Annotated in this window: 24 protein-coding genes and 1 tRNA gene; 6 read left to right on the top strand and 19 right to left on the bottom strand. The window is 62.3% G+C overall.

Going from position 1 to position 22,434, the window contains the following annotated elements; translation table 11 throughout:
* The first annotated feature begins 176 nt into the window (after positions 1-176).
* Together ASD00_RS39455 and bfr are read left to right on the top strand one after the other, a co-directional pair.
* Positions 177-590 (top strand): (2Fe-2S)-binding protein, encoded by a 414-nt coding sequence (locus ASD00_RS39455; protein ID WP_239637581.1) that lies wholly within the window; start codon positions 177-179, stop codon positions 588-590.
* On the top strand, positions 556-1,047 hold the full coding sequence (gene bfr / locus ASD00_RS29930) for a bacterioferritin (RefSeq protein ID WP_057210896.1): 492 nt from the start codon (positions 556-558) through the stop codon (positions 1,045-1,047). The genes ASD00_RS39455 and bfr overlap by 35 nt, the downstream gene beginning before the upstream one ends.
* 634 nt (positions 1,048-1,681) lie before the next feature.
* Here bfr and ASD00_RS29925 read toward each other — a convergent pair.
* The 10 genes from ASD00_RS29925 to obgE form a co-directional block, all read right to left on the bottom strand.
* A complete protein-coding gene (locus ASD00_RS29925; RefSeq protein WP_025425132.1) occupies positions 1,682-2,209 on the bottom strand; it encodes an RNA pyrophosphohydrolase in 528 nt (175 codons plus the stop codon).
* A gap of 238 nt (positions 2,210-2,447) precedes the next feature.
* Positions 2,448-3,665: a divergent polysaccharide deacetylase family protein gene (locus ASD00_RS29920; protein WP_057210852.1), complete on the bottom strand. Its 1,218-nt coding sequence runs from the start codon at positions 3,663-3,665 to the stop codon at positions 2,448-2,450.
* Between the two features lie 137 nt (positions 3,666-3,802).
* A complete protein-coding gene (locus ASD00_RS29915; protein WP_025425130.1) occupies positions 3,803-5,125 on the bottom strand; it encodes a S41 family peptidase in 1,323 nt (440 codons plus the stop codon).
* Positions 5,115-6,533, bottom strand: a complete 1,419-nt coding sequence (locus ASD00_RS29910; RefSeq protein ID WP_025425129.1) for a murein hydrolase activator EnvC — start codon at positions 6,531-6,533, stop codon at positions 5,115-5,117. The genes ASD00_RS29915 and ASD00_RS29910 overlap by 11 nt, the downstream gene beginning before the upstream one ends.
* 222 nt (positions 6,534-6,755) lie before the next feature.
* Entirely contained in the window at positions 6,756-7,238 is a 483-nt protein-coding gene (gene rlmH / locus ASD00_RS29905; protein WP_025425128.1) for a 23S rRNA (pseudouridine(1915)-N(3))-methyltransferase RlmH, read from the bottom strand.
* Between the two features lie 265 nt (positions 7,239-7,503).
* Complete coding sequence (gene rsfS / locus ASD00_RS29900; RefSeq protein WP_025425127.1) at positions 7,504-7,995, bottom strand: ribosome silencing factor; 492 nt, start codon at positions 7,993-7,995, stop codon at positions 7,504-7,506.
* A 44-nt stretch (positions 7,996-8,039) separates the two neighbouring features.
* On the bottom strand, positions 8,040-8,648 hold the full coding sequence (locus ASD00_RS29895; RefSeq protein ID WP_113567003.1) for a nicotinate-nucleotide adenylyltransferase: 609 nt from the start codon (positions 8,646-8,648) through the stop codon (positions 8,040-8,042).
* 16 nt (positions 8,649-8,664) lie between these two features.
* Entirely contained in the window at positions 8,665-9,948 is a 1,284-nt protein-coding gene (locus ASD00_RS29890) for a glutamate-5-semialdehyde dehydrogenase (RefSeq protein ID WP_025425125.1), read from the bottom strand.
* On the bottom strand, positions 9,941-11,110 hold the full coding sequence (gene proB / locus ASD00_RS29885; protein WP_025425124.1) for a glutamate 5-kinase: 1,170 nt from the start codon (positions 11,108-11,110) through the stop codon (positions 9,941-9,943). The genes ASD00_RS29890 and proB overlap by 8 nt, the downstream gene beginning before the upstream one ends.
* A gap of 1 nt (position 11,111) precedes the next feature.
* On the bottom strand, positions 11,112-12,122 hold the full coding sequence (gene obgE, locus ASD00_RS29880) for a GTPase ObgE (protein WP_057210849.1): 1,011 nt from the start codon (positions 12,120-12,122) through the stop codon (positions 11,112-11,114).
* Between the two features lie 85 nt (positions 12,123-12,207).
* On the opposite strand from obgE, the gene ASD00_RS29875 reads away from it, so the two are divergent.
* Complete coding sequence (locus ASD00_RS29875) at positions 12,208-13,068, top strand: endonuclease/exonuclease/phosphatase family protein (protein ID WP_025425122.1); 861 nt, start codon at positions 12,208-12,210, stop codon at positions 13,066-13,068.
* Positions 13,069-13,110: 42 nt separating this feature from the next.
* Here the strand turns inward: ASD00_RS29875 and ASD00_RS29870 are convergent, their stop codons facing one another.
* The 4 genes from ASD00_RS29870 to rplU form a co-directional block, all read right to left on the bottom strand.
* Positions 13,111-13,695, bottom strand: coding sequence for a GNAT family N-acetyltransferase (locus ASD00_RS29870; RefSeq protein ID WP_025425121.1), 585 nt, complete (start codon positions 13,693-13,695; stop codon positions 13,111-13,113).
* The gene (locus tag ASD00_RS29865) at positions 13,692-14,324 is read right to left on the bottom strand and encodes a GNAT family protein (protein ID WP_025425120.1); all 633 of its coding nucleotides are present in this window, start codon (positions 14,322-14,324) and stop codon (positions 13,692-13,694) included. The genes ASD00_RS29870 and ASD00_RS29865 overlap by 4 nt, the downstream gene beginning before the upstream one ends.
* A gap of 131 nt (positions 14,325-14,455) precedes the next feature.
* Positions 14,456-14,725, bottom strand: coding sequence for a 50S ribosomal protein L27 (gene rpmA / locus ASD00_RS29860; RefSeq protein ID WP_025425119.1), 270 nt, complete (start codon positions 14,723-14,725; stop codon positions 14,456-14,458).
* Between the two features lie 33 nt (positions 14,726-14,758).
* Positions 14,759-15,130, bottom strand: a complete 372-nt coding sequence (rplU, locus tag ASD00_RS29855) for a 50S ribosomal protein L21 (RefSeq protein WP_025425118.1) — start codon at positions 15,128-15,130, stop codon at positions 14,759-14,761.
* A 302-nt stretch (positions 15,131-15,432) separates the two neighbouring features.
* On the opposite strand from rplU, the gene ASD00_RS29850 reads away from it, so the two are divergent.
* Positions 15,433-15,522, top strand: a tRNA-Ser gene (locus ASD00_RS29850).
* An 87-nt stretch (positions 15,523-15,609) separates the two neighbouring features.
* Here ASD00_RS29850 and ASD00_RS42145 read toward each other — a convergent pair.
* The 4 genes from ASD00_RS42145 to ASD00_RS29835 form a co-directional block, all read right to left on the bottom strand.
* Entirely contained in the window at positions 15,610-15,831 is a 222-nt protein-coding gene (locus tag ASD00_RS42145; protein ID WP_244496171.1) for a hypothetical protein, read from the bottom strand.
* 59 nt (positions 15,832-15,890) lie between these two features.
* Entirely contained in the window at positions 15,891-16,106 is a 216-nt protein-coding gene (locus ASD00_RS42140; protein ID WP_225906506.1) for a hypothetical protein, read from the bottom strand.
* A gap of 87 nt (positions 16,107-16,193) precedes the next feature.
* The gene (locus ASD00_RS29840) at positions 16,194-17,306 is read right to left on the bottom strand and encodes a DUF937 domain-containing protein (RefSeq protein ID WP_025425117.1); all 1,113 of its coding nucleotides are present in this window, start codon (positions 17,304-17,306) and stop codon (positions 16,194-16,196) included.
* Between the two features lie 648 nt (positions 17,307-17,954).
* A complete protein-coding gene (locus tag ASD00_RS29835; protein ID WP_025425116.1) occupies positions 17,955-18,464 on the bottom strand; it encodes a hypothetical protein in 510 nt (169 codons plus the stop codon).
* A 237-nt stretch (positions 18,465-18,701) separates the two neighbouring features.
* Between ASD00_RS29835 and ASD00_RS41060 the strand changes: the two genes are divergently transcribed.
* Complete coding sequence (locus ASD00_RS41060) at positions 18,702-18,863, top strand: hypothetical protein (protein ID WP_164474930.1); 162 nt, start codon at positions 18,702-18,704, stop codon at positions 18,861-18,863.
* A 178-nt stretch (positions 18,864-19,041) separates the two neighbouring features.
* Here ASD00_RS41060 and ASD00_RS29830 read toward each other — a convergent pair whose 3' ends face one another.
* Positions 19,042-20,349, bottom strand: coding sequence for an amidase (locus ASD00_RS29830; RefSeq protein ID WP_025425115.1), 1,308 nt, complete (start codon positions 20,347-20,349; stop codon positions 19,042-19,044).
* 344 nt (positions 20,350-20,693) lie between these two features.
* Between ASD00_RS29830 and ASD00_RS29825 the strand changes: the two genes are divergently transcribed.
* Positions 20,694-22,292, top strand: a complete 1,599-nt coding sequence (locus tag ASD00_RS29825) for an alkaline phosphatase (protein WP_057210892.1) — start codon at positions 20,694-20,696, stop codon at positions 22,290-22,292.
* Positions 22,293-22,434: the final 142 nt, after the last annotated feature.

Here is a 22,434-nt window from a genome sequence, read left to right as displayed (position 1 = left end):
GTCCTTCCGGAGCTGGGCTTGCCGTACCGGATTTCGGCCACTCACGTTGGTCTTCCTGCGTAAAAATGTCGCAGTATCCTGCGGCAATCGCCGGAAATCCACAGAAAGAAAGGTCATCAATGCTACGCTAATATTCTGAAAATACGATGTTTTTTGTCATGTTTAGATTCGTTCTAATCTGCGTGCAAGTTCCGCTTGTGGAGTTTTTTGTTGACAATAAATGTCCTCTTTTGCTTTATGAGCGAATTCAGGACGTTGCGTTTCACAGGCAAGACGACATGCTGGTTTGCAGCTGCAATTTCATCACGGAAAAAGAGATCGAGGACATGATTGTCAGCCTTCTCGATGAAGACTGTTGGCAGCTGATCGTGCCGGCGAAAGTCTATCACGCGATGGAAAAACGCGGTCGCTGCTGCGGCTGTTTCCCCAACGTCGTCGACATCATCATCCGCACCACCGAGCAATATCACGGCCGTCGCGACTCGACGGATGTCGAGATATTTGATTTCATGGCCCGCCTCAAACAATTCCATGAAGACAACCGGAGGGCGGATTTTGAAAGGCGACAAAAAGGTCATCGAGCAGCTTAACGAAGCGCTCTATCTCGAACTCGGCGCCGTCAACCAATACTGGCTGCATTTCCGCCTTCTCGAAGATTGGGGCTACACGCTCCTTGCCAAGAAGGAACGTGCCGAGTCGATTGAAGAAATGCATCATGCCGACAAGCTCGTCGCGCGCATCATCTTCCTCGAAGGTCATCCGAACCTGCAGACGGTCGGACCGCTGCGCATCGGCCAGAACGTCAAGGAAGTGCTGAAGGCGGATCTCGCCGGCGAATACGATGCCCGCACGGCCTACAAGAAATCACGCGACATCTGTCATGACGCCGGAGACTACGTCTCCATGAAGCTGTTCGAAGAGCTGCTTGCTGATGAGGAAGGTCATATCGACTTCCTCGAGACCCAACTCGAACTGCTCGAAGCCATCGGCGAAGCGAAATACGGCCAGCTCAACGCAGCACCGGCCAACGAAGCCGAGATCGACTGAGCGTCTCGCACCATTCACACGAGAAAGCCGCCGATCACCTCGGCGGCTTTCTGGTTTTCGGGCCAAGACGATCTATGGCGCCCCGTTGCCTGACGCGCTTAGAGCATTTCCAGGAAAAGTGCGAAGCGGTTTTCCGTCAGGAAATGCGTAAAAACAAAGAGATAGAGCGTTTGTGCGGTTCCGTCTAAATCGGAAACGCTCTAAAGAATGGGCGCGCGGGCTGACGGTTCGCCCGCATGCAGACCCTCAAAGAGCCCGGTGGGGGTCTGTGAACCCTCAGGCTCGAGCGCATTTCTCCATGCGTCTTCAAACGGCGATGCGCCCTGCACCGAATTGGTATCGGGCCGGCCGGCGCCTGCTCGATACCAACCTGCCGGATATTGGCGATCGGCCCCAGAGTGGCATTGCTGCCGGGCAGGGCAAAACCTCAACCGGAACCAGGCGGTCGGTGAGGGTTGCCGCGGCAATCGCAAGACCAAAAGCGCGCGCTGCGAGCGGCCGCCTATCGTCCGCTGGCAGCTCGCAATCTGCGACGGATGCCAGGGCATCGCTTTGCGGTGTGCGTGTTGTCGGCTGGGTCCCCCGCGAAAGGTCGATGTCAGCGCAGACCCGGCCCCTGTTGCGAAAGGCGTAGTTACGGCGCCAGGTGGGCGAAGGCGGCAACGACCTCCTCATAGACCTTGCGCTTGAACGGTACGATCATCTCCGGCAGGTCGCGCATCGGCTTCCAATCCCAGGCGTCGAATTCCGGTTCGTGGCCGCCCGGCGGTGGGTTGATGGCGATCTCGTTCTCGTCGCCCTCGAAGCGGAAGGCATACCAGCGCTGCGTCTGGCCACGAAATTTGCCCTTGAGGCCGATGCCGATCAGGTGTGAAGGCAGGTCATAGTTGATCCAGCCCGGTGCCTCGGCGAGCAGCGAAACCGTGCGCATGCCGGTCTCTTCATAGAGCTCGCGATAGGCGGCCTTCAGCGGATCCTCGCCCTTGTCGATGCCGCCCTGCGGCATCTGCCATTGCTGCGGCGAGCCGTCATATTCGGAATTGCCGACGGCGATCCGGTGGCCGGCCCAGACGAGGCCGGCGCGGTTCAGCACCATGACGCCGACACAGGGGCGATAGGGCAGGTCTTCGGCCCGTAGGTTCTTGTCGTTATGCTTGCTCATCCGCTGTCCTCTCCTGGCTCAAGGCGTGACCCACTGCTCGCGCACGGCAGCGTATGGCCCTGAAGTGTTCGAACCTTTGTGAAGTCTCATCGCACCCATCTTTCGGGTTCGCAATGATTTCGTGCGCCTCGCCTGAGGCGCTGGGCTTCTGACATGGCGCCCTACATGCAGCAATTCAAAGTGCTACAGCGACCTTTGCGCGTCCAATAAGACGCGCGGCGCTCAAGGCACGCTTGACCTATCTCTGCTGCGGGTCCTTGACGAGTGCTGAAACGCCGACGATCTCGATGCCGCGCCCTTCCGCCTCGCCGGCCCACTGGGCGATGGCGGCCACGCTCTCGTCGAATGCGGAGGCGACACCGATGGCTGTACCGTTGCGCCGGGCGATGCGTTCCAGCTCGTCGAGTTTTTTCAGGATGGCGCTGCGGCTGAGCTCGCTGTCGACGGTCATGTCGGCGAAGCCATGCGGAACGTCAAAGGCATCGGCAAGCTTGCCGGACAGCGATTGCGCCGACGTGCCGTCGTCGAGGAAAAGCACGCCGCGTTTGCCGAGATCGCGCATCACCGGTTCGAGAGCATCGGCATCGGAGAGAAAGCGCCCACCGAGATAGTTCATGATGCCGGTGTAGTTGGTGATCTGCGCCATGTTCTTGTGCAGTTCGGCCAGGTTCTTCGTCGAACCAAGCGAGAGGCGGAGCGCGCGCGGTCCCGGATCGTTGTCGGGGTAATCGAAAGGCTCCATCGGGATCTGCAGCAGGATCTCATGGCCGCTGCGTCTTGCCTCCTGCATCCAGCGCTGCAGGCTGTTGCCGGCGGCGGCAAAGGCGAGGGTGACGTCGGGCGGCAGGTCGCGGATGGCCTTCTGCGTGCCGGTCTGGCTGAGGCCAAGGCCGCCGATCACAAGCGCGATACGGGTGCCGCGTGCACCCGACCAGGGTCGGGCATATTGATCCATCGGCCGCAGCCCGTCGGCGGCGGTGATCGGTAGCCGGCCCTCAGCGCTGTCTTCCAGCAGGTCGTCATTCGGAAGGGCGGCCATGCGCGGGTCCTGGCCGCGGATCGGGCCGACATTGATCAGCGCAGGCCCGCTGCCGTCGCGTTGGCGCGGCGTGAACTTGGTGACGGTCGCGCCGTCGTTTGTCAGGGTTTCCTCGACATGAGCGCCGGAGAAGGCGGTGCCCGGCTTCAGCGTGCCGCCGCTGGTGTTCGATGCTTGCCCGCTTGTGGAATTGGGTGTCTTTTGTGCCGTTTCGGCCGGTTCCGGCCCAACCATACCCGGTTCGGACGCCTGCCTGCGCAACCCATCCGGAGCGACGGCGTTCCAGACGGAAAGGCCGATTATGGAAAGGGCAAAGATGCCGACAAGGGAATAGCTGAGAAGGCGACGACGGTCGCGTCTTGGCGCGGTCTTTTCCCGGCGGTTCTGGCCAAGGGGGGCATTGAGATCTGTTCCCAAACGGAGCCTCGGTCGACCTGAAGGAGAGTTGCCGGTGAGGGATGCGCCGTTTTTAAGAGAATCGGCGGTTTCCGGCAGCACCTGCAGCCCACATAGTATAAAGGCGCCGGGTTGACCAGCCCGGCGCCTTCAATGGCTTACTTCTTGAGCTCTGCCTGCTCCGGGCTTGCCGGGAAGGCCGGATCGGTCTTCTTGCCGCGCAAGAGGTCAAGCGCGTAGTTGAGCTGCAGGTCGTCCTTGGTTTCCGGCGGTACATAGGCGACCGAGCCGGAACCTTCGTCGGTTTCGCTCTGTCCCTGGATGTGGCCACGCAGATCGGATTCGCCCTGGGCTTCGACCCTGCCAAGCAGTTCCGGCGGCAGTGGCTGTTCGACCTTGATGTCGGGCGTGATGCCCGTTCCCTGGATCGATTTGCCCGACGGCGTGTAGTAGAGCGCCGTCGTCAGGCGCAGAGCGCCTGCTTCGCCGAGCGGAATGATCGTCTGTACCGAGCCCTTGCCGAAGGAGCGCGTGCCGAGCACGGTCGCGCGCTTCAGGTCCTGCAGGGCGCCGGCAACGATTTCCGATGCGGAAGCCGAGCCGCCATTGACGAGAACGACCACCGGCTTGCCGTCGGTCAGATCGCCAGGCGTCGCGTTGAAGCGGCGGGTCTCGTCCGGATTGCGGCCGCGGGTCGAAACGACCTCGCCACGCTCCAGGAAGGCGTCGGAAACGTTGATCGCCTGGTCGAGCAGACCGCCCGGGTTGAGGCGCAGGTCAAGGACATAGCCCTTCAGCTTGTCGGCCGGTACTTCGGACTTGATCTTCTCGATGCCCTTCTTCAGGTCGTCGTAGGTCTTCTCGGTGAACGAGATCACGCGAAGATAGCCGACGTCGCCTTCGGTGCGGAACTTGACGGCGCGAACGGCGATCACGTCACGCACGATCGACAGTTCGATCGGCTTGTCGGCGCCCTTGCGCAGGATCGTCAACTTGATCGGGGTGCCGACGGCGCCACGCATCTTCTCGACCGCATCTTCAAGCTTCAGGCCACGAACGTCCTGGCCGTCGATCTTGGAAATGAAGTCACCGGCGAGAACGCCGGCGCGGGCCGCGGGCGTGTCGTCGATCGGGCTCGTGACCTTGACGAGGTCGTCTTCCATCGTCACTTCGATGCCGAGGCCGCCGAATTCGCCGCGGGTCTGGGTGCGCATGTCCTCGGCGTCGGTCGAGTTCATGTAGCTCGAGTGCGGATCAAGCGAAGAGAGCATGCCATTGATGGCATTCTCGATCAGCTTGTCATCCTGCGGAGGGGTGACGTACTGCGCGCGCACGCGCTCAAACACGTCACCAAAAATCGCCAGCTCGCGATAAGTCGAGGTATTGGCCGCGACGGCCGGAACGACAGCCGAATAAATGACGCCCATAGCGGTCGCACCCATCAGCGCCCCGACCAGAACAAGTGAAGCCCTACGTATCATTTCGCGCCTTTCCAACCTCTGCTGCGGTCCACCATGGTCGGGAATCAACCGGTTTTCCGTCTTTTCGGAATTCAATGTAAAGCGTCGGCCGGTCGGTTTCCAGCGCCAAGGCCGCAGCACTTGCGACTCTTTTCGCACCCATCGTCGCAAGCGGTTCACCCGCCACGACAAATTGTCCGGTCTGTACGCTCACCTTCTCCATGCCCGACAGCACAACATGGTAGCCGTCGCCCGGATTGAGAATGATCATCTGCCCATAACTGCGGAAATTGCCTGCATAGACGATCCAGCCATCTGACGGCGCAGTCACCAGCGCGCCGGGGTTGGTTTCCAACATGATCCCTTGCAGGGAGTGCCCTGTACCATCGGCATCACCGAACTTTCGCAAAAGCGATCCCGCGGCCGGATAGGCAAGCTTATTCCTCAGCTCCGAGAACACGTATGCTGGCGCAATGCGGTTTTTGTCGGGCACGGCGCTCCGGGCGAGCTCCCGCGCCGCTTCGCGCTCGGCCTCGCTCATGCGCAGGCGTTCCTCTTCCTGCGCGCGTGCGGCGGCAGCCGCGTCGCGCACCGAAGCGATGTCATTTTCGAGCGAACCGATGAGGCCTTCGAGATTGGTCGCCTGCGAGGCGAGTTCCTGCGCCTTGCGCTGTTCGGCGGCGAGTTCGGCCGCACTTTTCTGGCGCAGTTTTTCCTTTTCGGCCACGAGCATCGACATGCGACGCTCTTCCTCGGCATTGGCCGTCATCGCTGCCGTCAGCTCTTCGCGCTGCTTGCCGATGCCGGTTCTGATATCGGCGAGCGCCTTCAGGTCGGCGACGAGGTTGTCCGTTTCCTCGCGAATTCCGGGTACGACAGCGCCGAGCAGAATGGCGCTGCGAACGGAGCCGAGCGCATCCTCAGGCGTCACCAGGATCGCCGGCGGCGGGTTGCGGCCCATGCGCTGAAGTGCGGCGAGCACTTCGGCAAGCACCCCACGCCGGGCGCGCAGCGATCGGCGCACGGTATCTTCCTTGGAGCGCAACTCGCTCAGCTTCTTCTCTCCATCGACGATCTGCTGCTCCAGACCCTGCCGCTTCCTGGCAGAATCGACGATGGCGGCGCGCAATGCCTCATTGTTTTTGTCGATCTCGGCGATGGTCGCCGCCAGCTCGTCGGCGCGCTCCTGCGACAGCGTGATGGTTTTCGACAGCGCATCGAGCTCGCTGCGGGTGCTGTCTCGACGAAGCGTCAGGTTTGCCGCCGGATCGGGCGGCCCCTGCTGCTGGTCCGCCGCTGATGCCGCTGGCGTCGCCGGTGCATCCTGGGCGGCTGCCGGAAGCGCAGCAACAAGCACAAGCGCCAGCAGCGCCGCACTGCGGCCGGGCCGCCATGCTTCGCCACCGATCTTGCTGAAAGCGCTCATCATGCTTCGGCGCGTCATTCGTCCCTATGCATCCAACTGGAAATGCTTCGCGCTTACTTCCGCCAACCGGAACCGATTTTCGGAAAGCGTCATGCGCAGTTTCAACGTTTCTGAGCGCTCGCCGGGCATCTTTCCCCGGTGCGTGACGCTCTCCTCAAAAAGCCTAATCTGATTTGGCGGATGCGACCAACACATATTCTCGTTATCGCCGGTGCATGGCGCGTCTCAGACACGGTGATAGGGATGTCCGGAAAGGATGGTCACGGCGCGATAGAGCTGTTCGGCGATCAGAATGCGCACCAGCTGATGCGGCCAGGTCATCTTGCCGAGATTGAGCACGGCGTCGGCGCGCGAATGAAGGCCAGGGTCGAGCCCGTCGGCGCCGCCGATCGCGATCATCAGGTCGCGTTTGCCGCTATCGCGAAAACTGCCGAGCAGCGATGCGAAGCCTTCGGAATCGAGCGCCTTGCCGCGTTCGTCAAGCAGCACCAGCAGACTGCCGTCAGTGAGCGCTTTTTCAAGCTGGGCTGCCTCCTCCCGCTTGCGCGTATCGGAGTTGGAGGCGCGGCTTTCGTTGACTTCGACCACGCGGGAAAGCTCGAGACCGATCGCCGGACCGGCCTTGGCAAAACGATCGAGATAGCGGGCCGCAAGATCCTTTTCCGGCCCCGCCTTGAGGCGGCCGACTGCGAAAAGTCCGATACGCATGACCCAATCCGTCTCCGCCTGCGCTGGACCGCACTGCTGCACACCTCCTGAAACCGGGGTCGATTCAAGGAGAAGGTCATGCAGCGCACTAAAGCGTTACAGCGACATTTGCACGTCATGCCAGACGCGGCGCTGCAAGCTACGATCAGTCGCAACAATTATCCTGGCTGCGAACGCCGCTTCGGCGATGACAGCCACATTCCCAATATGTATGATCGCAATACGGTGCGTGCGGCGGCTCAGACGCCCGACGAACCGTGCGATCTCAATGCAGCGTGCCGTCCTCGATCTCCGGTGTCGCCCACATCTTCTCGATGTTGTAGAACTCCCGGATTTCCGGCCTGAAGATGTGAATGATCACATCGCCGGTATCGATCAGCACCCAGTCACCCGTTTCCAGACCTTCGACGCGGGCGTTGCCGAAGCCCTCGTCCTTCAGGTCCGTGGTCAGATGGTCGGCAATCGCCGCCACATGCCTGCTCGATCGCCCGGAGACAACGACCATGAAGTCCCCCAGCGCCGACTTGCCGGCAATGTTGATGGTAACGATATCTTCTGCCTTCGAGTCCTCTAGGCTTTCGAGGACCAGTTGAAGCGCACGGACAGCGGCTTCGTCGCTAGATCCCGTGCTGCGTGGGAACGCGGAGGCCGCATATCCCTTGGCGTGTGCTGTTGTCAGGGTTTTTCCTTTCCAGGTGAACAGAACAGGCACTTCCGATTCGACTGTTTCGCTCGAACCGTCAGTAAATGTAGGCATCAAACCAGAACGGTTTCAAGACACGAGAAATGAATCATTCGATTTCACGCCGTTCTGGCGGATCGAAGTGCCGTCGAACTCATCGAGGAGCGCGGCCCGTGTATGAAGGTCCAGGCGGGTGCCGGGTGAAAAGCAAGGCGCCGGGCATCGTCTTCGTCGATGCGGGCATAGTCGAAAGTCTTGGCCATGCGCGAGGAGAGATAGGCAAGCGTCGAGCCCGGCCGATCGATGACGGCGATCGGAAACGTGCGGGCGATTTTCTGCCAATTCTGCCAGCGGTGAAAGCTGCGCAGGTTGTCGGCCCCCATGATCCAGACGAAGCGGATATCGCGGTTGCGGGCCTTTACCATCTCGAGCGTGCGAGCGGTATAGCTCTGCCCCAGCGCCTTTTCGAAGGCGGTCACCTTGATGCGCGGATTCGGGGCGATCTTCTCGCTGAGCGCGATGCGATCGGCAAGCGGCGCCAGATTATTGTGGTTCTTCAGCGGGTTTCCGGGGGTGACCATCCACCAGAGCTGGTTGAGGCCGAGGCGCTGGATCGCCGTTTCGGCGACCAGCACATGCCCCTGATGCGGCGGATTGAACGAGCCGCCGAACAGGCCGACCACCATGCCGCTTTCGACATGGGGCATGCGCAGATAGCGGCCGTTCACTTCGCTGGACGTCACGTCAGGGCCTGACCTGTCCGGCGCCGCGCACGCGATACTTGAACGATGTCAGCTGCTCGACGCCAACGGGGCCGCGGGCGTGCATCTTGCCGGTGGCAATGCCGATCTCGCCGCCCATGCCGAATTCGCCGCCATCGGCAAACTGGGTGGAGGCATTGTGCAGCAGGATGGCGGAATCGATTTCGGCGAAGAAGCGCTCGACGACATCGGCATCCTCGGCGATTACCGCCTCGGTATGCGCCGAGGACCAGGTGTTGATATGTTCGATCGCGCCGGAAATCCCGTCCACCAGTCGGACAGAGATGATCGCGTCGAGATATTCCGTCGACCAATCCGCGTCCGTCGCCGGCCGCAAGCCATCGATGGTTCCGGCAAGCTCTTCGGACACCCGCACTTCGCAGCCGGCTGCGAGCAGCGCCTGAAGTAGCGGCCTTGCCAGCTTGTCCGCAGCATTGCTGTCGATCAGCAGTGTCTCGGCGGCACCGCAGATACCAGTGCGGCGCATCTTGGCATTGACGACGATCTTTTCGGCCATGGCGAGATCAGCGGATGCGTCGACATAGATGTGGCAGAGGCCTTCGAGGTGGGCGAACACCGGCACGCGCGCCTCGTTCTGGACCCGTGCGACGAGGCTTTTTCCGCCGCGCGGAACGATGACGTCGATCGTGCCACCGAGGCCCGAGAGCATGGCGCCGACGGCAGCGCGATCGGCAACCGGCACCATCTGGATCGCATGCTCGGGCAGGCCAGCAGCCTTCAGGCCTTCGACGAGGCAGGCATGGATGGCGCGCGAGGAATGGAAGCTGTCGGAGCCGCCCCGCAGGATGACGGCATTGCCCGCCTTCAGGCACAGTGCACCGGCATCTGCCGTCACGTTCGGGCGGCTTTCGTAGATCACGCCGATGACGCCGAGCGGCGTACGCACGCGCTCGATGTGCAGGCCATTGGGGCGATCCCACTCGGCAATGACGTCGCCAACCGGATCCTTGAGGTCGGCAATCGCGCGAATGCCGTTGGCCATGTCGCGGATCCGGCTCTCCGTCAGCGTCAGGCGGTCGATGAAGGACGCGGCGATGCCGGACTGGCGGGCGTTTTCAAGATCGATCGCGTTGGCGGCAAGAATCTCGTCGCGGCGATTGACGATGATCTCGGCCATGGCAACGAGGGCCGCATGCTTGCGTTCGGCGGTGGCGACGGCAAGCGGCCGGCTTGCCGCCTTCGCCTGGCGGCCGATCTCCAGCATGACGCCTTCGACGTCATCCTTATTCCTGACTTCATCAAGCATGGACTTCATCCCTCCGGCCGTCCTTCTCGTCGGCGCGCTTGCCGGTCATCACCAGATCGTCGCGATGCACCATGGCGGCGCGGCCGGCATAGCCGAGGATCGCCGCGATCTCTGCGGATTTCTTGCCGGCGATCTGGCGAGCCTCGTCGGCGTCATAGCCGGCAAGACCACGGGCGATTTCGCGGCCCGCTGCGCCGAGAATGGCAATGGTGTCGCCGCGGCTGAAGGTGCCCTTCACTTCGCGCACGCCGGCAGGCAGCAGGCTCTTGCCGGAGCGCAGCGCCTCCTCGGCGCCGGCATCGATGGCGAGCGTGCCGGCCGGCAGCAGCTGCCCGGCAATCCAGGTCTTGCGTGCGGTCACCGGTGAGCCCGATGGTGCAAACCAGGACGAGCGAGCGCCTTCCTCGATGGCCGCCAGCGGATGGTTGGGTTTGCCCGAGGCGATGATCATGGAGCAGCCGGCGGTGGTTGCGATCTTGCCGGCATCAATCTTGGTGCGCATGCCGCCGCGCGACAGCTCGGAGGCAGCCCCCCCTGCCATCGCCTCGATCTCGGGCGTGATCTCCGCGATCGTGTCGAGGAAACGGGCATCGGGGTCGAGATGCGGCGGCGCCGTATAGAGGCCGTCGATGTCGGAAAGCAGCACCAGGAGGTCAGCGCCGACCATGGTGGCGACGCGGGCGGCCAGGCGGTCGTTGTCGCCATAGCGGATTTCGGTGGTCGCCACCGTATCGTTCTCGTTGATGATCGGCACGGCGCCGAGCTTCAGCAGCTGGTTGATCGTGGCGCGGGCATTCAAATAGCGTCGACGCTCCTCGGTGTCGCCGAGCGTCAGTAGCACCTGGCCGGCGACGATCGCGTCTGTCGAAAGACTTTCCGACCAGGCGCGGGCAAGCGCGATCTGGCCGACGGCCGCGGCCGCCTGGCTTTCCTCGAGTTTTAGCGCGCCAGAAGGGAGTTTCAGTACGGTGCGGCCGAGCGCGATGGCGCCGGAGGAGACGACGAGCACGTCGACGCCCTTGGCCCTGAGGGCGGCGATGTCGGCACACATGGCGTCGAGCCAGGCCTTTTTCAGCCCGGTCGCGCGATCGACCAACAGGGCCGACCCGATCTTGATGACGACCCGGCGATACTTCTGAAGCGGCTTGCGGGTCTTCGTCATGTCAGGCGGTCTCTTCTCCGGACTTTGCCGCGACAATGACGGTGCGTAGCGCCCGCAATGCCTCGGTCATGCCCTTGCTGGTGGCGGCCGAAAGCAGGAGAGGCTGCTCGCCGCAGGCCTTTGCCAGCGCCTTGGCCTTCACCTTCAATTCGTCCTCGTCGAGCACGTCGATCTGCGACAGCGCGACGATCTCGGGTTTGTCTTCGAGCCCGCCGCCATAGGCTACGAGTTCGTGTTTCACGGTCTTGTAGGCCTTGGCGACGTCTTCTTCCTGGGCCGAGACGAGGTGAAGCAGCACGCGCGTGCGCTCGACATGGCCGAGGAAACGGTCCCCGATACCAACGCCTTCATGCGCGCCTTCGATCAGGCCGGGAATGTCGGCGATGATGAACTCGTTGCCGTCGATGGTGGCGACGCCGAGGTTCGGGTGCAGCGTGGTGAAGGGGTAATTGGCGATCTTCGGCCGCGCCCGGGTGCAGGCGGCAAGGAAGGTCGATTTGCCGGCATTGGGCAGGCCGACGAGGCCGGCATCGGCGATCAGCTTCAGCCGCAGCCAGATGGTTTTTTCTTCGCCTTCGAGGCCGGGGTTGGCCCAGCTTGGCGCCTGGTTGGTGGCGGACTTGAAATGGGCATTGCCGAAGCCGCCATTGCCGCCGGCGGCAAGCCGGTAGCGCTGGCCTTCGGCGACCATGTCGACGATCAGCGTCTCGCTGTCTTCCTCGAAGATCTGGGTGCCGACCGGAACCTTCAGCGTCACGTCGGCGCCGCCGGCGCCCGTGCGGTTGCGGCCCATGCCGTGCGTGCCGGTCTTGGCCTTGAAGTGCTGCTGGTAGCGGAAGTCGATCAGGGTATTGAGGCCGTTGACCGCCTCGACCCAGACGTCGCCGCCGCGGCCGCCGTCGCCGCCATCAGGTCCACCGAATTCGATGAATTTTTCACGACGGAACGACACGGCGCCTGCGCCGCCGTCGCCGGAGCGTATGTAGACTTTCGTTTCGTCTAGAAATTTCATTGGACTGCCATCTGTTCGGTGTATTTGCGCGGTCGTATTTTGCCGCCATCGATATAGGCGGTTCATCCGGAGGTCAAAGAATATCGTGCGTTTTGCCAGCTACAACATCCAATACGGCATCGGTCTTGACGGCCAGTTTGAACCCGAGCGCATTGCTGCGTCGCTTGGCGGCGCCGACATCATCGCGCTGCAGGAAGTGACACGCGGTTTTCACCGCAACGGCCACGTCGATCTGGTTGCCCGTTTCGAAGCGCTCTTCCCCGGTCATTTCTCAGCCTTTCATGCCCCTTGCGACATCGATATCGGCTCTTCGATCGAGGGCGGCCGCGCCGTCAACCGGCGCTTCCAGTTCGGCAACATGATCCTGTCGCGCTGGCCGATCCTGTCGACCCGGTTGATATCGCTGCCGCGCACCCGGACCATCAGCCCGATGAACCTGCAGCGCGGCGCCACCGAAGCGCTGGTCGCCACGCCGGGCGGGCCGCTGCGCGTCTATTCCGTGCATCTCGACCATGTGCTTCCCGCCGAGCGCATCGCCCAGATCCGCTTCCTCAAGGAGCGGCTGCTCGGCTATCCGCTTGAGGGCGGCGGCATTACCGGGGCTGCCGATTTCGGTCTTGCTGAGCCGCCGCATCCGGAGGATTTCGTCGTCATGGGCGACTTCAACATGGAGCCGGAGACGCCGGAATATTGCGCGATGGCCGGCTCGCGCGACGCTTATTACGGACGCTCGCTTCGGCTCGAAAATCCGGTCGACGTGCTCGCCCATCTCAACCGGCTGACGCCGGAAAGCTATAGCTGGGTTCATCCCGACAATCCTCAAAAGCGCATGCATCTCGACTATGGCTTCATCAGCACCGGCCTGGTGCCGCAGCTGAAGGACGCCTGGACCGATTACGACGCCAAGGGGTCCGATCATCTTCCTGTTGGTTTTGAACTCGCTTGACGAATATCCCCGCAAAGGCATGGCTTCGCGGGGATTGTTTCTTCAGTGTGGCCGGCGCAGATCTGCCGCGCTCAGCCGGGTCTCGATATGGGCGACCATGGCATTGCGGGCGAGCGCATAGATCTGGCTGCAGCCGGTGATCTGGAAGCCGAGCTTTTCCTGGACCTTGAGCGACCCCGGATTGTCGGCGAAGACGCCGGAATGCAGGGTCGTTTCCGGCATGCGCCGGAAGAAGCGCTCGATCGCCGCATAGGCTGCTTCGCTCGCCAGGCCCTTGCCCCAGTAGAACCGGTTCAGCCAGTAGCCGACATGCCATTGGCCGTGCCTGAGCTCGATGCCGATGCAACCGATATGCACGTCGTCGCCGGTGGTGATCGCCAGCGTCCAGTCGGGGGTGAGTCCCGAGGTCTGGCTTGCCAGCCAATCGAGCGCATCCTGCTGGTCGTAAGGTGCAGGCACACGCGAGAGCATGCGCGCCACCTGGAAATCGCCCAGCGACTGAGCGATCGCCTCGGCATCGCTTCGGCTGTGGGGCCTCAGCACCAGCCGCCTGGTTTCGATGACCGGGCAGGGCCCGGGGCCGGGACGGATCGCGGTGCGCGAGCGTTCGGAGGTGAGCGCGTTCATCGCATGCCTCCCCAGCTTCTGAGCGAAACCCAGGTCTTGCGGTCGAGCCGATACCATTCGACAGAGATCGAGCCGCCGAGCGCCAGGCTGCCGACCATGCCGCTGCCCTGGAACTGGAAGCCGCACTTCTGGATGACCCGGCGCGAGGCGAGGTTCATGACCCGGCAGCGCGCATCGATCTGGTCGATGTCACGGGTGCGAAAGGCCATGTCGGTGAGCGCCTGGGCAGCCTCTGTGGCATAGCCTTGGTTCCAATAGGGTTCGCCCAGCCAGTAGCCGAGTTCCGCCGTCTTGCCATCGGGGTGCGGCTCGATACCGCAACAACCGAGGAATGCGCCATTATCCGCTTTGGTAATCGCGTAGACGCACTTGCCAATCGTGCCGGCTTTGGCGCGTCGCACGAAATCGGCGGCATCGGCCGTCGTATACGGGTGCGGCATGCGCGAGACCATGGTGGCGACATTGGCATTGTTGGCAAGATGGGCAAGGGCGTCGATATCGTCTTCATGGGGCGCGCGCAGAACGAGCCGGGGTGACAACAATATCGGGCAATCGGTCCTTGACCGTTGGGGCCTCAGCCTTTGTTCGGGAGACCGTGATTGGTCTTCCCTCAGTAGCTCGGTTTGCATGGTTCGTCCTCCAGAAACGAAAAAAAGGGGAGTTGGGTATTGCCCCATCTCCCCTTTTTAGGTCTGGCTTGGAACCGTTAGGTGCGTCAGCCGGGTCGATGAGACGCCGGCTGTTTTAGAGCGCTACCGGCTTATTCCGCTGCTTCCGCTTTCGGCATTACAGACACGTACACGCGGCCATTGGCCTTCGTACGGAAGTCCACGTTACCTGCCGTAAGCGCAAAAATCGTATGGTCCTTGCCGAGGCCGACATTGGCGCCCGGATGCCACTTGGTGCCGCGCTGACGCAGAATAATGTTGCCGGCGATGACCTTCTCGCCGCCGAACTTCTTCACGCCAAGGCGCTTGGACTCGGAATCGCGACCGTTGCGCGACGAACCGCCAGCTTTTTTGTGTGCCATTGGTGTTCTCCTTTAAACCTTCGATCCCAAAACTCAGTTTGCAGCTTCAGCGGCGGCTTCAGACTTCTTGGAAGCCTTCTTTGCCTTGCCACCGGCAGCAGCGATGTCCAGGATGCGGACGGTCGTCTGGTGCTGGCGGTGACCGCGCGAGCGCTTGGAGTTCTGGCGGCGACGCTTCTTGAAGGCGATGACCTTCTTGGCGCGGCCCTGTTCAACGACTTCGGCGCTGACAACGGCACCTTCGACAAACGGAGCGCCGATGGTTGCATCGGCGCCGACGCCGACCATCAGGATCTCGGTGAATTCAATCTTGTCGCCTGCTACGCCTTCCAGCTTTTCGATGGTTACGACGTCGTTGGCTGCCACGCGGTACTGCTTACCGCCGGTCTTGATGACTGCGAACATTCTTTATCCTTTCATGTTCGGGCCGGCTCTTTACCCCAGGGGCAAGGCCGTCTTTTTGTCAGTCGACATTTTTAGCAGAACTCCGGGATCATTCCCGTAGCCCTGCCGGTGAATGGGCGCAAATCACACCCGCTGCGGTGAGGGCAAGCCACACCACTTCATTGCGCGAATTACGGGAAACGCGCTCCTCTGTCAAGAAGAAGGCACTCGCCGCATTGGATAATCTTCACCGAGGCCCTTGCCAGCACCCGAATCTGCCGCTATGAACCCGACCGCGCCGAACAAGCGCCGACCGACTATGCGGAGAGGTGGCAGAGTGGTCGAATGCACCGCACTCGAAATGCGGCATACCTGCAAGGGTATCGTGGGTTCAAATCCCACCCTCTCCGCCATCGGGACTTCAATCCTGCTTTAGCCCGAATTCCTCCCAGCTCGCCAGAGTAGCTTCAGGCGACGAAGCGGGCATTGCCGGCGCAGCGTCAGGCGATTTTCAGCGCGGCCGATATTTCCGATAGGGTCGCTTTCTCCGCTTCGCTGACGGCGACACCGCCGAAACGCAGGAATCCACCTTCCTTGGCGGCTTCCGCTACGCGCTGGCTGATCTGATACAGCCATGCGGCGAAGGCGCTGGCATCATCCGGAGCCTTGGTTTCGACGACCGTTCGCGCCTGCTGCAACGTTTCGATGCATCTGGCCTTCATGTCCTCAGGCTTGGAGCCTTTCAGTTTCGCCTGCAGGCCGTCGCGTGCCGTCGTTCGTCCTACCGAGGTTTCGAAGTCGGCGACGAGCGCTTTGACGAGCGGATTGGCCGCGGCATCGTTTTTGCCTGCAGCAGGGCGCGGCTGTTGGCGAGGCCCTCCTTGAGCATGCCCCACAGGCCGCTCGGCTCCGCCGCGGTCACGGCTATGCCCGCCATCATCACGCTCTCCAGAAGCAACGTCCATTCCTCCGGGGTGAATGCCGATTTGTCAGCCATGGCTGACCCTCCTTCGTTCGATTTCGTGTTCATGACAGTCGTTGCCGATCCACGCGGCGCGCCGAGTGCCGACGGTTTCTCGAAACATCAGGTCGACAGGGCCGTCAGCTTCGTCTTCAATGCATCGATAGTGGGTTTCAGAATGTCCGAAACGCCGGGGATGGCCAAAACCTTGTCGAACAGCCCATTGAGCGTGGGCATCATCGGCGTGATCAGGGCCGTGAGGGCTGCCTTCTGCCCGGCTGAGAGTTGCCCGGCCACACCGCTGACCTTGTCGAGCTGGCTCGAGACATCCTCCAGCTTCGGCAAGGCCGCCGTGGCGGAGGCCGCATCGGTAACGCCCGTCAGCGCTGTCTGCAGGCTGGCCATGCCGTCCTTGACCTGCTGGCCGACATCGACCCCGCCGACCGTCAAGCTCTGCTCAGGCGTGCCGGCCTGGGGTGCGACCGGTTCCTTTGGCCTGCCGAACAGGTAGAAAAGCACGCCGGCAATCACCAGGGCGGCAATCACCCAATAAAGCCAGTTGCGCGACGAGGCTGGCGCGGCGGCCGCTGCTGCCGCTGCGCGTTGGCCGGCACCACCGACTGCGGAGGCCGAAGCGGCAGCGCTGCGGGTCGCTTGGCTGGCAGAGGCTGCAGCGGTTTGTGCCGGAGCGCCGAGCGAGCCGAGCAGGCCGGTGCCGCCGAGCAGGTCTCTGACGCCGGATGGCAATGCGGCGGCGATATTGTCCTTCTGGCTGGCGAGCAGACCGGCGATGCCGTTGGCGCTCAGGTCGCCTCCGCTCTGCTGGGCGAGGCCGCCCATGACCAGCGGAGCAAGCGTTGCCAGCAGCGAGCCGCTCGCCCTTTGATCCATGCCGGAAACCCCGCCTATGGCCGTTGCCAGCGCACTGCCGTCCTTGGCGCCAAACAGCGATGAGATGATCTGTGAGCCGTTTTGGGCAAGCGAAACCTGGTCGCCACCCGCCAGCATTCCCATGAGATTGTCGAGCGAGCCGCTCTGTTGTTTGGCGCTGTCGGCGATCTTTTGCGCGCCGCCCGGCTGCGCGGCGACGCCGGTCAGGCCCGCCAGAATTGCCGGTACGGCAGCGGCGACGGCGCTCTGCACCTTGCTGCTATCCAGGCCAAGCACTGAAGCGATGCGCGCGATCATGTCAGGGGTAAGCATCTGCGCGATGTAGGAAACAAGATTGCTGGCCATTGGCTTTTCCTCCACGTTGATGTCGTCGAACAACGACTCTGGTCATCGAGCGGGGCTCGACGGCGCGGCAATTGGCTGCAAGCAATTCGCGTTTAACTGATTATCGACTGCGAGATTTGTTCGCCAGGAACTCTACAGCGCCGCGCGTCTTGTTAGATGCGCAAAGGTCGCTGCAACACTTTGAATTGCTGCATGTTTTTAACCTTAAATCGAATTCGATTTAAGGAAACATGCAGTAGGCGCAGAAATACTAGCACCTGTAGGTGTATTGCGCCAGTTCGCAACAACCTTCGGAAATAAGCGTGTTGTGTCGCTTGTCGCCCACCCGGGCCTTGCCTCGCCTCTCCCGTTTGTCCGTCTTCTCCTTCTCTTAGAGGGCGGCCCGGACGATGCGCCGGAACATTTCTGTGCCGGATTCAGGCGTGATGACCGCCGCCTATGGACGGCATGTGCGAACGTTCCGGGAACTGAAACGCGCTGCTCAAGCGAGCCTCGACGGCCGGGAGTGATCTCGTGTCTACTGCATGTTTCCTTAAATCGAATTCGATTTAAGGAAACATGCAGTAATTCAGAGTGCTACAGCGACATTTGCGCGTGTAATAAAGACGCGCGGCGCTGTAGTCCAGGGATACCGCTGCGATGACGATGTCACTCTTCATGCGTGCGCAGCCACGCCTCCAGCCCGGCAATCACCGCGAGCCTCAGGCTTGCGTTCTTGGCAAGCGCTCGGGCAAGGGACTGTCCATCGGACAAAAAACCCATCTCGTGCATGACGTCGTCGGGCTTCAGGCGTTGCTTTGCCATGATCGCCTTGATCCGGGTGATCGTGGAGGGAAGCAGGTAACGTCCGCTGGCGATGGGGGCACCTGCGGGTATGGGAGAAGGCACGGCGGCCGTGGGCGGAACTGGAGTGGCAACAGGCAACACGCCTGATATCGCCAGCCAGGTCAGGAAGCCGTCGCGCTCGCCAGGGGTGGCCTTTGCCCACGAATTCTTGAGTTTCTCAAGGCGGGTCCGCTGCGGCTTCAGGCCGGCGATGACGAGAGCCTTGCGAAGCGAGGAGATCCTGCCGGTGAGCACATCACTGTGGATGTCCGGGAACTCGGCCTTCAACCGCTGCTCATAATGGGCGTTATCGCGCTTCGGCTTTTTCGACATTTTCAGTTCCGACGTTCATCTCCTGCGTCCTCTAGCGCGCCGCGCGGGCGAGGGCGAGTAAAAAGGCGATGCCGCCAAGCCGCGTATATCGGGCCACTTGTTTCGAGAGGCCGAGCCCGATGCCAAGCCGCGACCAGAGCGTCATGCAAAGCTCTGCCCGTCAAGCTTTGCACAAGTCGGGCTTTATACCATCGCGCCAAGAGCCGGGATGTGACACGGCGAACAAAGGACGATGATATGTCAAGCGATATCGAGCATTATACCGATCCGCAGGATTCGGCCGTTGCCCTCTACCTCACGAACAATGACGGCGAAGAGCTAACCAATGTGCTGGTCGCAGCACTCGAGGATGCGTTCCGCATCCTTCGCGACGAGGTTTCCGGCGAAACGATGCACTGAGGCGAGACGGCGAGGCCCAGTTCGCTATGCAAGCACAGGCGTGGGCTTTGCAACTGGCCGCCAACTGCAAAGCCGTTCGGTTCGCTGGCCAGGCTTCATATATACGATACGGGCGCCCTCGCGTGAGCGCCCTCAACTGATTATGTGCCGGGGTTTGGTTCGGGTCGAACCGGACGCATCACCTTTCCCGTAACAGCGCCTCGACCGAGGCCGCTACCGCCAGCAGCGTCCCGTCCGTTCCGTTCCTGCCCACCAACATCAGGCCAGCCGGGCGGGTCGGCCCCGGCATCGGCAAGGTTATGGCCGTGAGATCGAACTGGTTTGCGACCTGGCAGTTGCGCAAGAGCAAGCCCTCGACGCGATCATATTCTGCCTCATTCGCCTCCACGGAGGCGATCGGCACTGCGGCGATCGGCGTCGTCGGCAAGACGATGAGATCGTAGGCGGAGAGCCGATCGTCCATGGCACTTGCTAGGCCTGCTCTCGTTTCCAACAGCGCATCTAGTGCTGCCTGCGGCGTCAGCAAACGACGTCGAAGCGTCGATGAAACCCTGATGTCGACCGGTGCGTCGTGATCCGAAAGCCAGTCGGCATGCAGACGGCTCGCCTCGAGGCCGGCGATCGAGCCGATCGCGGTCGCCTTCTTCAACCGGTCGATAAGGTCGTCGATACCGCAATCGACAAGGTCGGCGCCCGCAGCAGTGAGGCGGTCGAGACATGCCGTAAAGTGTGTGGCTATTTCGGTTGAGAGCGCGGCCAGGAGCTGGCCGCGTGGCACGCCGATCCGCAGGCCGGCAATCGGCTGGGGAACAAGCGCTGTTACCGGCTCGCCGGCCATGACGGCATCGACAGCTGCGCAGTCGCTGACCGTGTGGGCGAGCGGCCCGATAGAATCGAGACTCGGGGCAAGCGGGAAGGCGCCGTCGAGGGACACGCGGCTGGCGGTCGGTTTGAAACCGACGAGGCCGTTCAGCGCCGCCGGGATGCGCACGGAACCGCCGGTGTCGGAGCCGATGGCGATATCGCAGGTGCCTTCCGCCGCCGACACGGCCGCGCCCGAGGACGAGCCGCCGGGGATCAGGCTTTCATCGGTCGCGTTGCCGGGAACCGGATAATGGGGATTGAGGCCGACCGCGGTGAAGGCGAATTCGGTCATATGGGTCTTGCCGACGATCACGGCGCCGGCGGCGCGCAATCTCCTGACCACGACGGCGTCCTGTTGCGGCACGGCTGCCGTGCGCTTGATGATCGAGCCGGCGAGCGTCGGTTCTCCGGCAACGTCGAAAAGATCCTTGATCGAAACGATCTTGCCGTCGAGCGGTCCGAGCGTGGCGCCGGCCTGAAGGCGGCGGTCGGCGGCATCGGCCTCGATGCGGGCGCTGTCGGCATAGAGCTTGACATAGGTCTTCTCGTTCTCCCGACGGGCATCGAGCCGGCTCAGGATCTGTTCGAGGTGATCACGCACGGGAGTGTTCGAATGGGACACGATAAGGAACCTGCCGATATCTGACGTCGCCGGGCGGCGAGCTGAAGCGTTTCGTCCGTAGCGCAGCAAGGGGGGCCGCGGCCGCGGACGAGATTCTTCATAGCAGGGCTTGCGGCAAATGCCATGAGGTTGCACCCGCCGCACCGCCTCCATGCAAGTGGATATTCAGCAGGGTTTATGCGCGCAGAGAATGAACCGACGATAGACGAAAGTGCGCAGGCAGTTTCGCAGGTTTGCAGATTTGCGCTGTGCGGCGGCGATCGATTGGTGCGAGGCGCGTTCGATGGTCTCGAAGCCGGCAGCCTTCGATCCCTGGCGGATCGCCCAGGTCGAGAAACGTCCGACTGCCTTCGGCCCGGCCCAGTCGCCGTCGAAGACGAGCCACCTTCGAAGGCACCACGCTGTCCCGCCGTTCCTTCCTTCTGTCTGCCGGTGCTGCCGGCCTCGTTGCGTCCTCCGGTCTTGCAACACCGTTCTATGCCCGCGGCTACGGCCGTCCGGAATTCATCCACGGGGTGCAGTCGGGCGATGTCGACACGAGTTCCGGCATGGTGTGGACGCGGGTCGACAGGCCGTCGCGGGTGACGCTCGACTATTCGACGACCGAAAGCTTTTCCAATCCGGTTCGTCTCGCCGAACTCACCGCAACACCGCAGACGGATTGTGCGGTCAAATGCGCGCTGGAGGATCTGCTTCCGGACCAGGACATCTTCTATCGGTTCACCGCGACCGATCTTTACGACATCAACCGGGTGTCCGAGCCGGTCGTCGGGCGGTTTCGCACCGCGCCGTTGCGCAAGCGCTCGGTCCGCTTCGTCTGGTCCGGCGACACGGCCGGCCAGGGTTGGGGCATCGACGATGTCGGCATGAAGACCTATTCGACCATGCGCCTGCACGAGCCGGACTTCTTCATCCATTCCGGCGACACGATCTACGCCGACAATCCCATTCCCGACGAGATAGCCTTGCGCGACGGCGGCATCTGGAAGAACCGGGTGGTGACGCATGAGAAGCGCGATGTGGCGCGCACGCTCGAGGAATATCGCGGCCAGTGGAAGTATAATCTGCTCGACAACCATGTGCGTGAACTCAACGCCGTCTGCCCGACCTTCTATCAGTGGGACGATCACGAGGTCCTGAACAACTGGTCGGCCTCGACAGACCTCAGCGACGATCCGCGCTATCCGGAAAAGGACGTTGCGGTCTACGCCGCGCGCGCGGGGCGCGCTTTTAACGAGATGACGCCGGTCCGCACGCCGCCGACGCAGCCCGGCCGCATCTTCCGCAAGATTGCCTACGGTCCGCTGCTCGATGTCTTCTTCGTCGACCTTCGGTCCTATCGCGGCCCCAACCAGGGGGAGGGTGATGGTGGCCTGTTCGGCTGGCGCCAGGCGGACTGGCTGAAGCGGGAGCTTGCCGCGTCGCGCGCCGTCTGGAAGGTGATCGCCTGCGATATGCCTGTTGGTCTCGTCGTCTGGGACGATTATGCCAACCGGCGTGGTTCCGATGCAATCGCCAATGGCGACAATGGTCCACCGACGGGTCGCGAAACCGAGTTTGCCGAGCTGCTCCGCTTCATCAGGGACAATGCCATCGACAACCTCGTGTGGCTGACGGCGGATGTGCATTATACGGCCGCGCATCACTACGATCCGTCGCGGGCGGCCTTCAAGGATTTCCTGCCATTCTGGGAGTTCGTTTCCGGTCCCTTGCATTCCGGTACCTATGGTCCGAAGGAGCTGGACATGACGTTCGGCCCGGACGTGCGCTTCATCAAGGCGTCCGGTGGAGGTGTGGACAGCAACCTCCCTCCATCAGCCGGGCTGCAGTTCTTCGGCATCGTCGATATCAACGGCCAGACCAAGCAGATGACCGTGCGGCTGATGGATCGGCAGGACCAGGAATTGTGGCGCGTGACGCTCGACCCGGCCGCCGTCGCATGAGCGTTTTGGCTTTGGTTGAACCCTTTCCAAACCCGGTTGGCGCGACCCTTTCCGGTTGCAAACCCATGGCCTGTCGGGACTTCGGAGCCGGGCTCTTGCGCGCGCCCCCCTTTCGCAATCGCAAAAAAACCTGTATGAGCCC

The sequence above is a fragment of the Ensifer sp. Root31 genome, assembly GCF_001424825.1.
In the GTDB taxonomy this organism is placed as follows: Bacteria; Pseudomonadota; Alphaproteobacteria; order Rhizobiales; family Rhizobiaceae; genus Ensifer; species Ensifer canadensis.
This window is presented reverse-complemented; position numbering and strand designations above follow the sequence as displayed.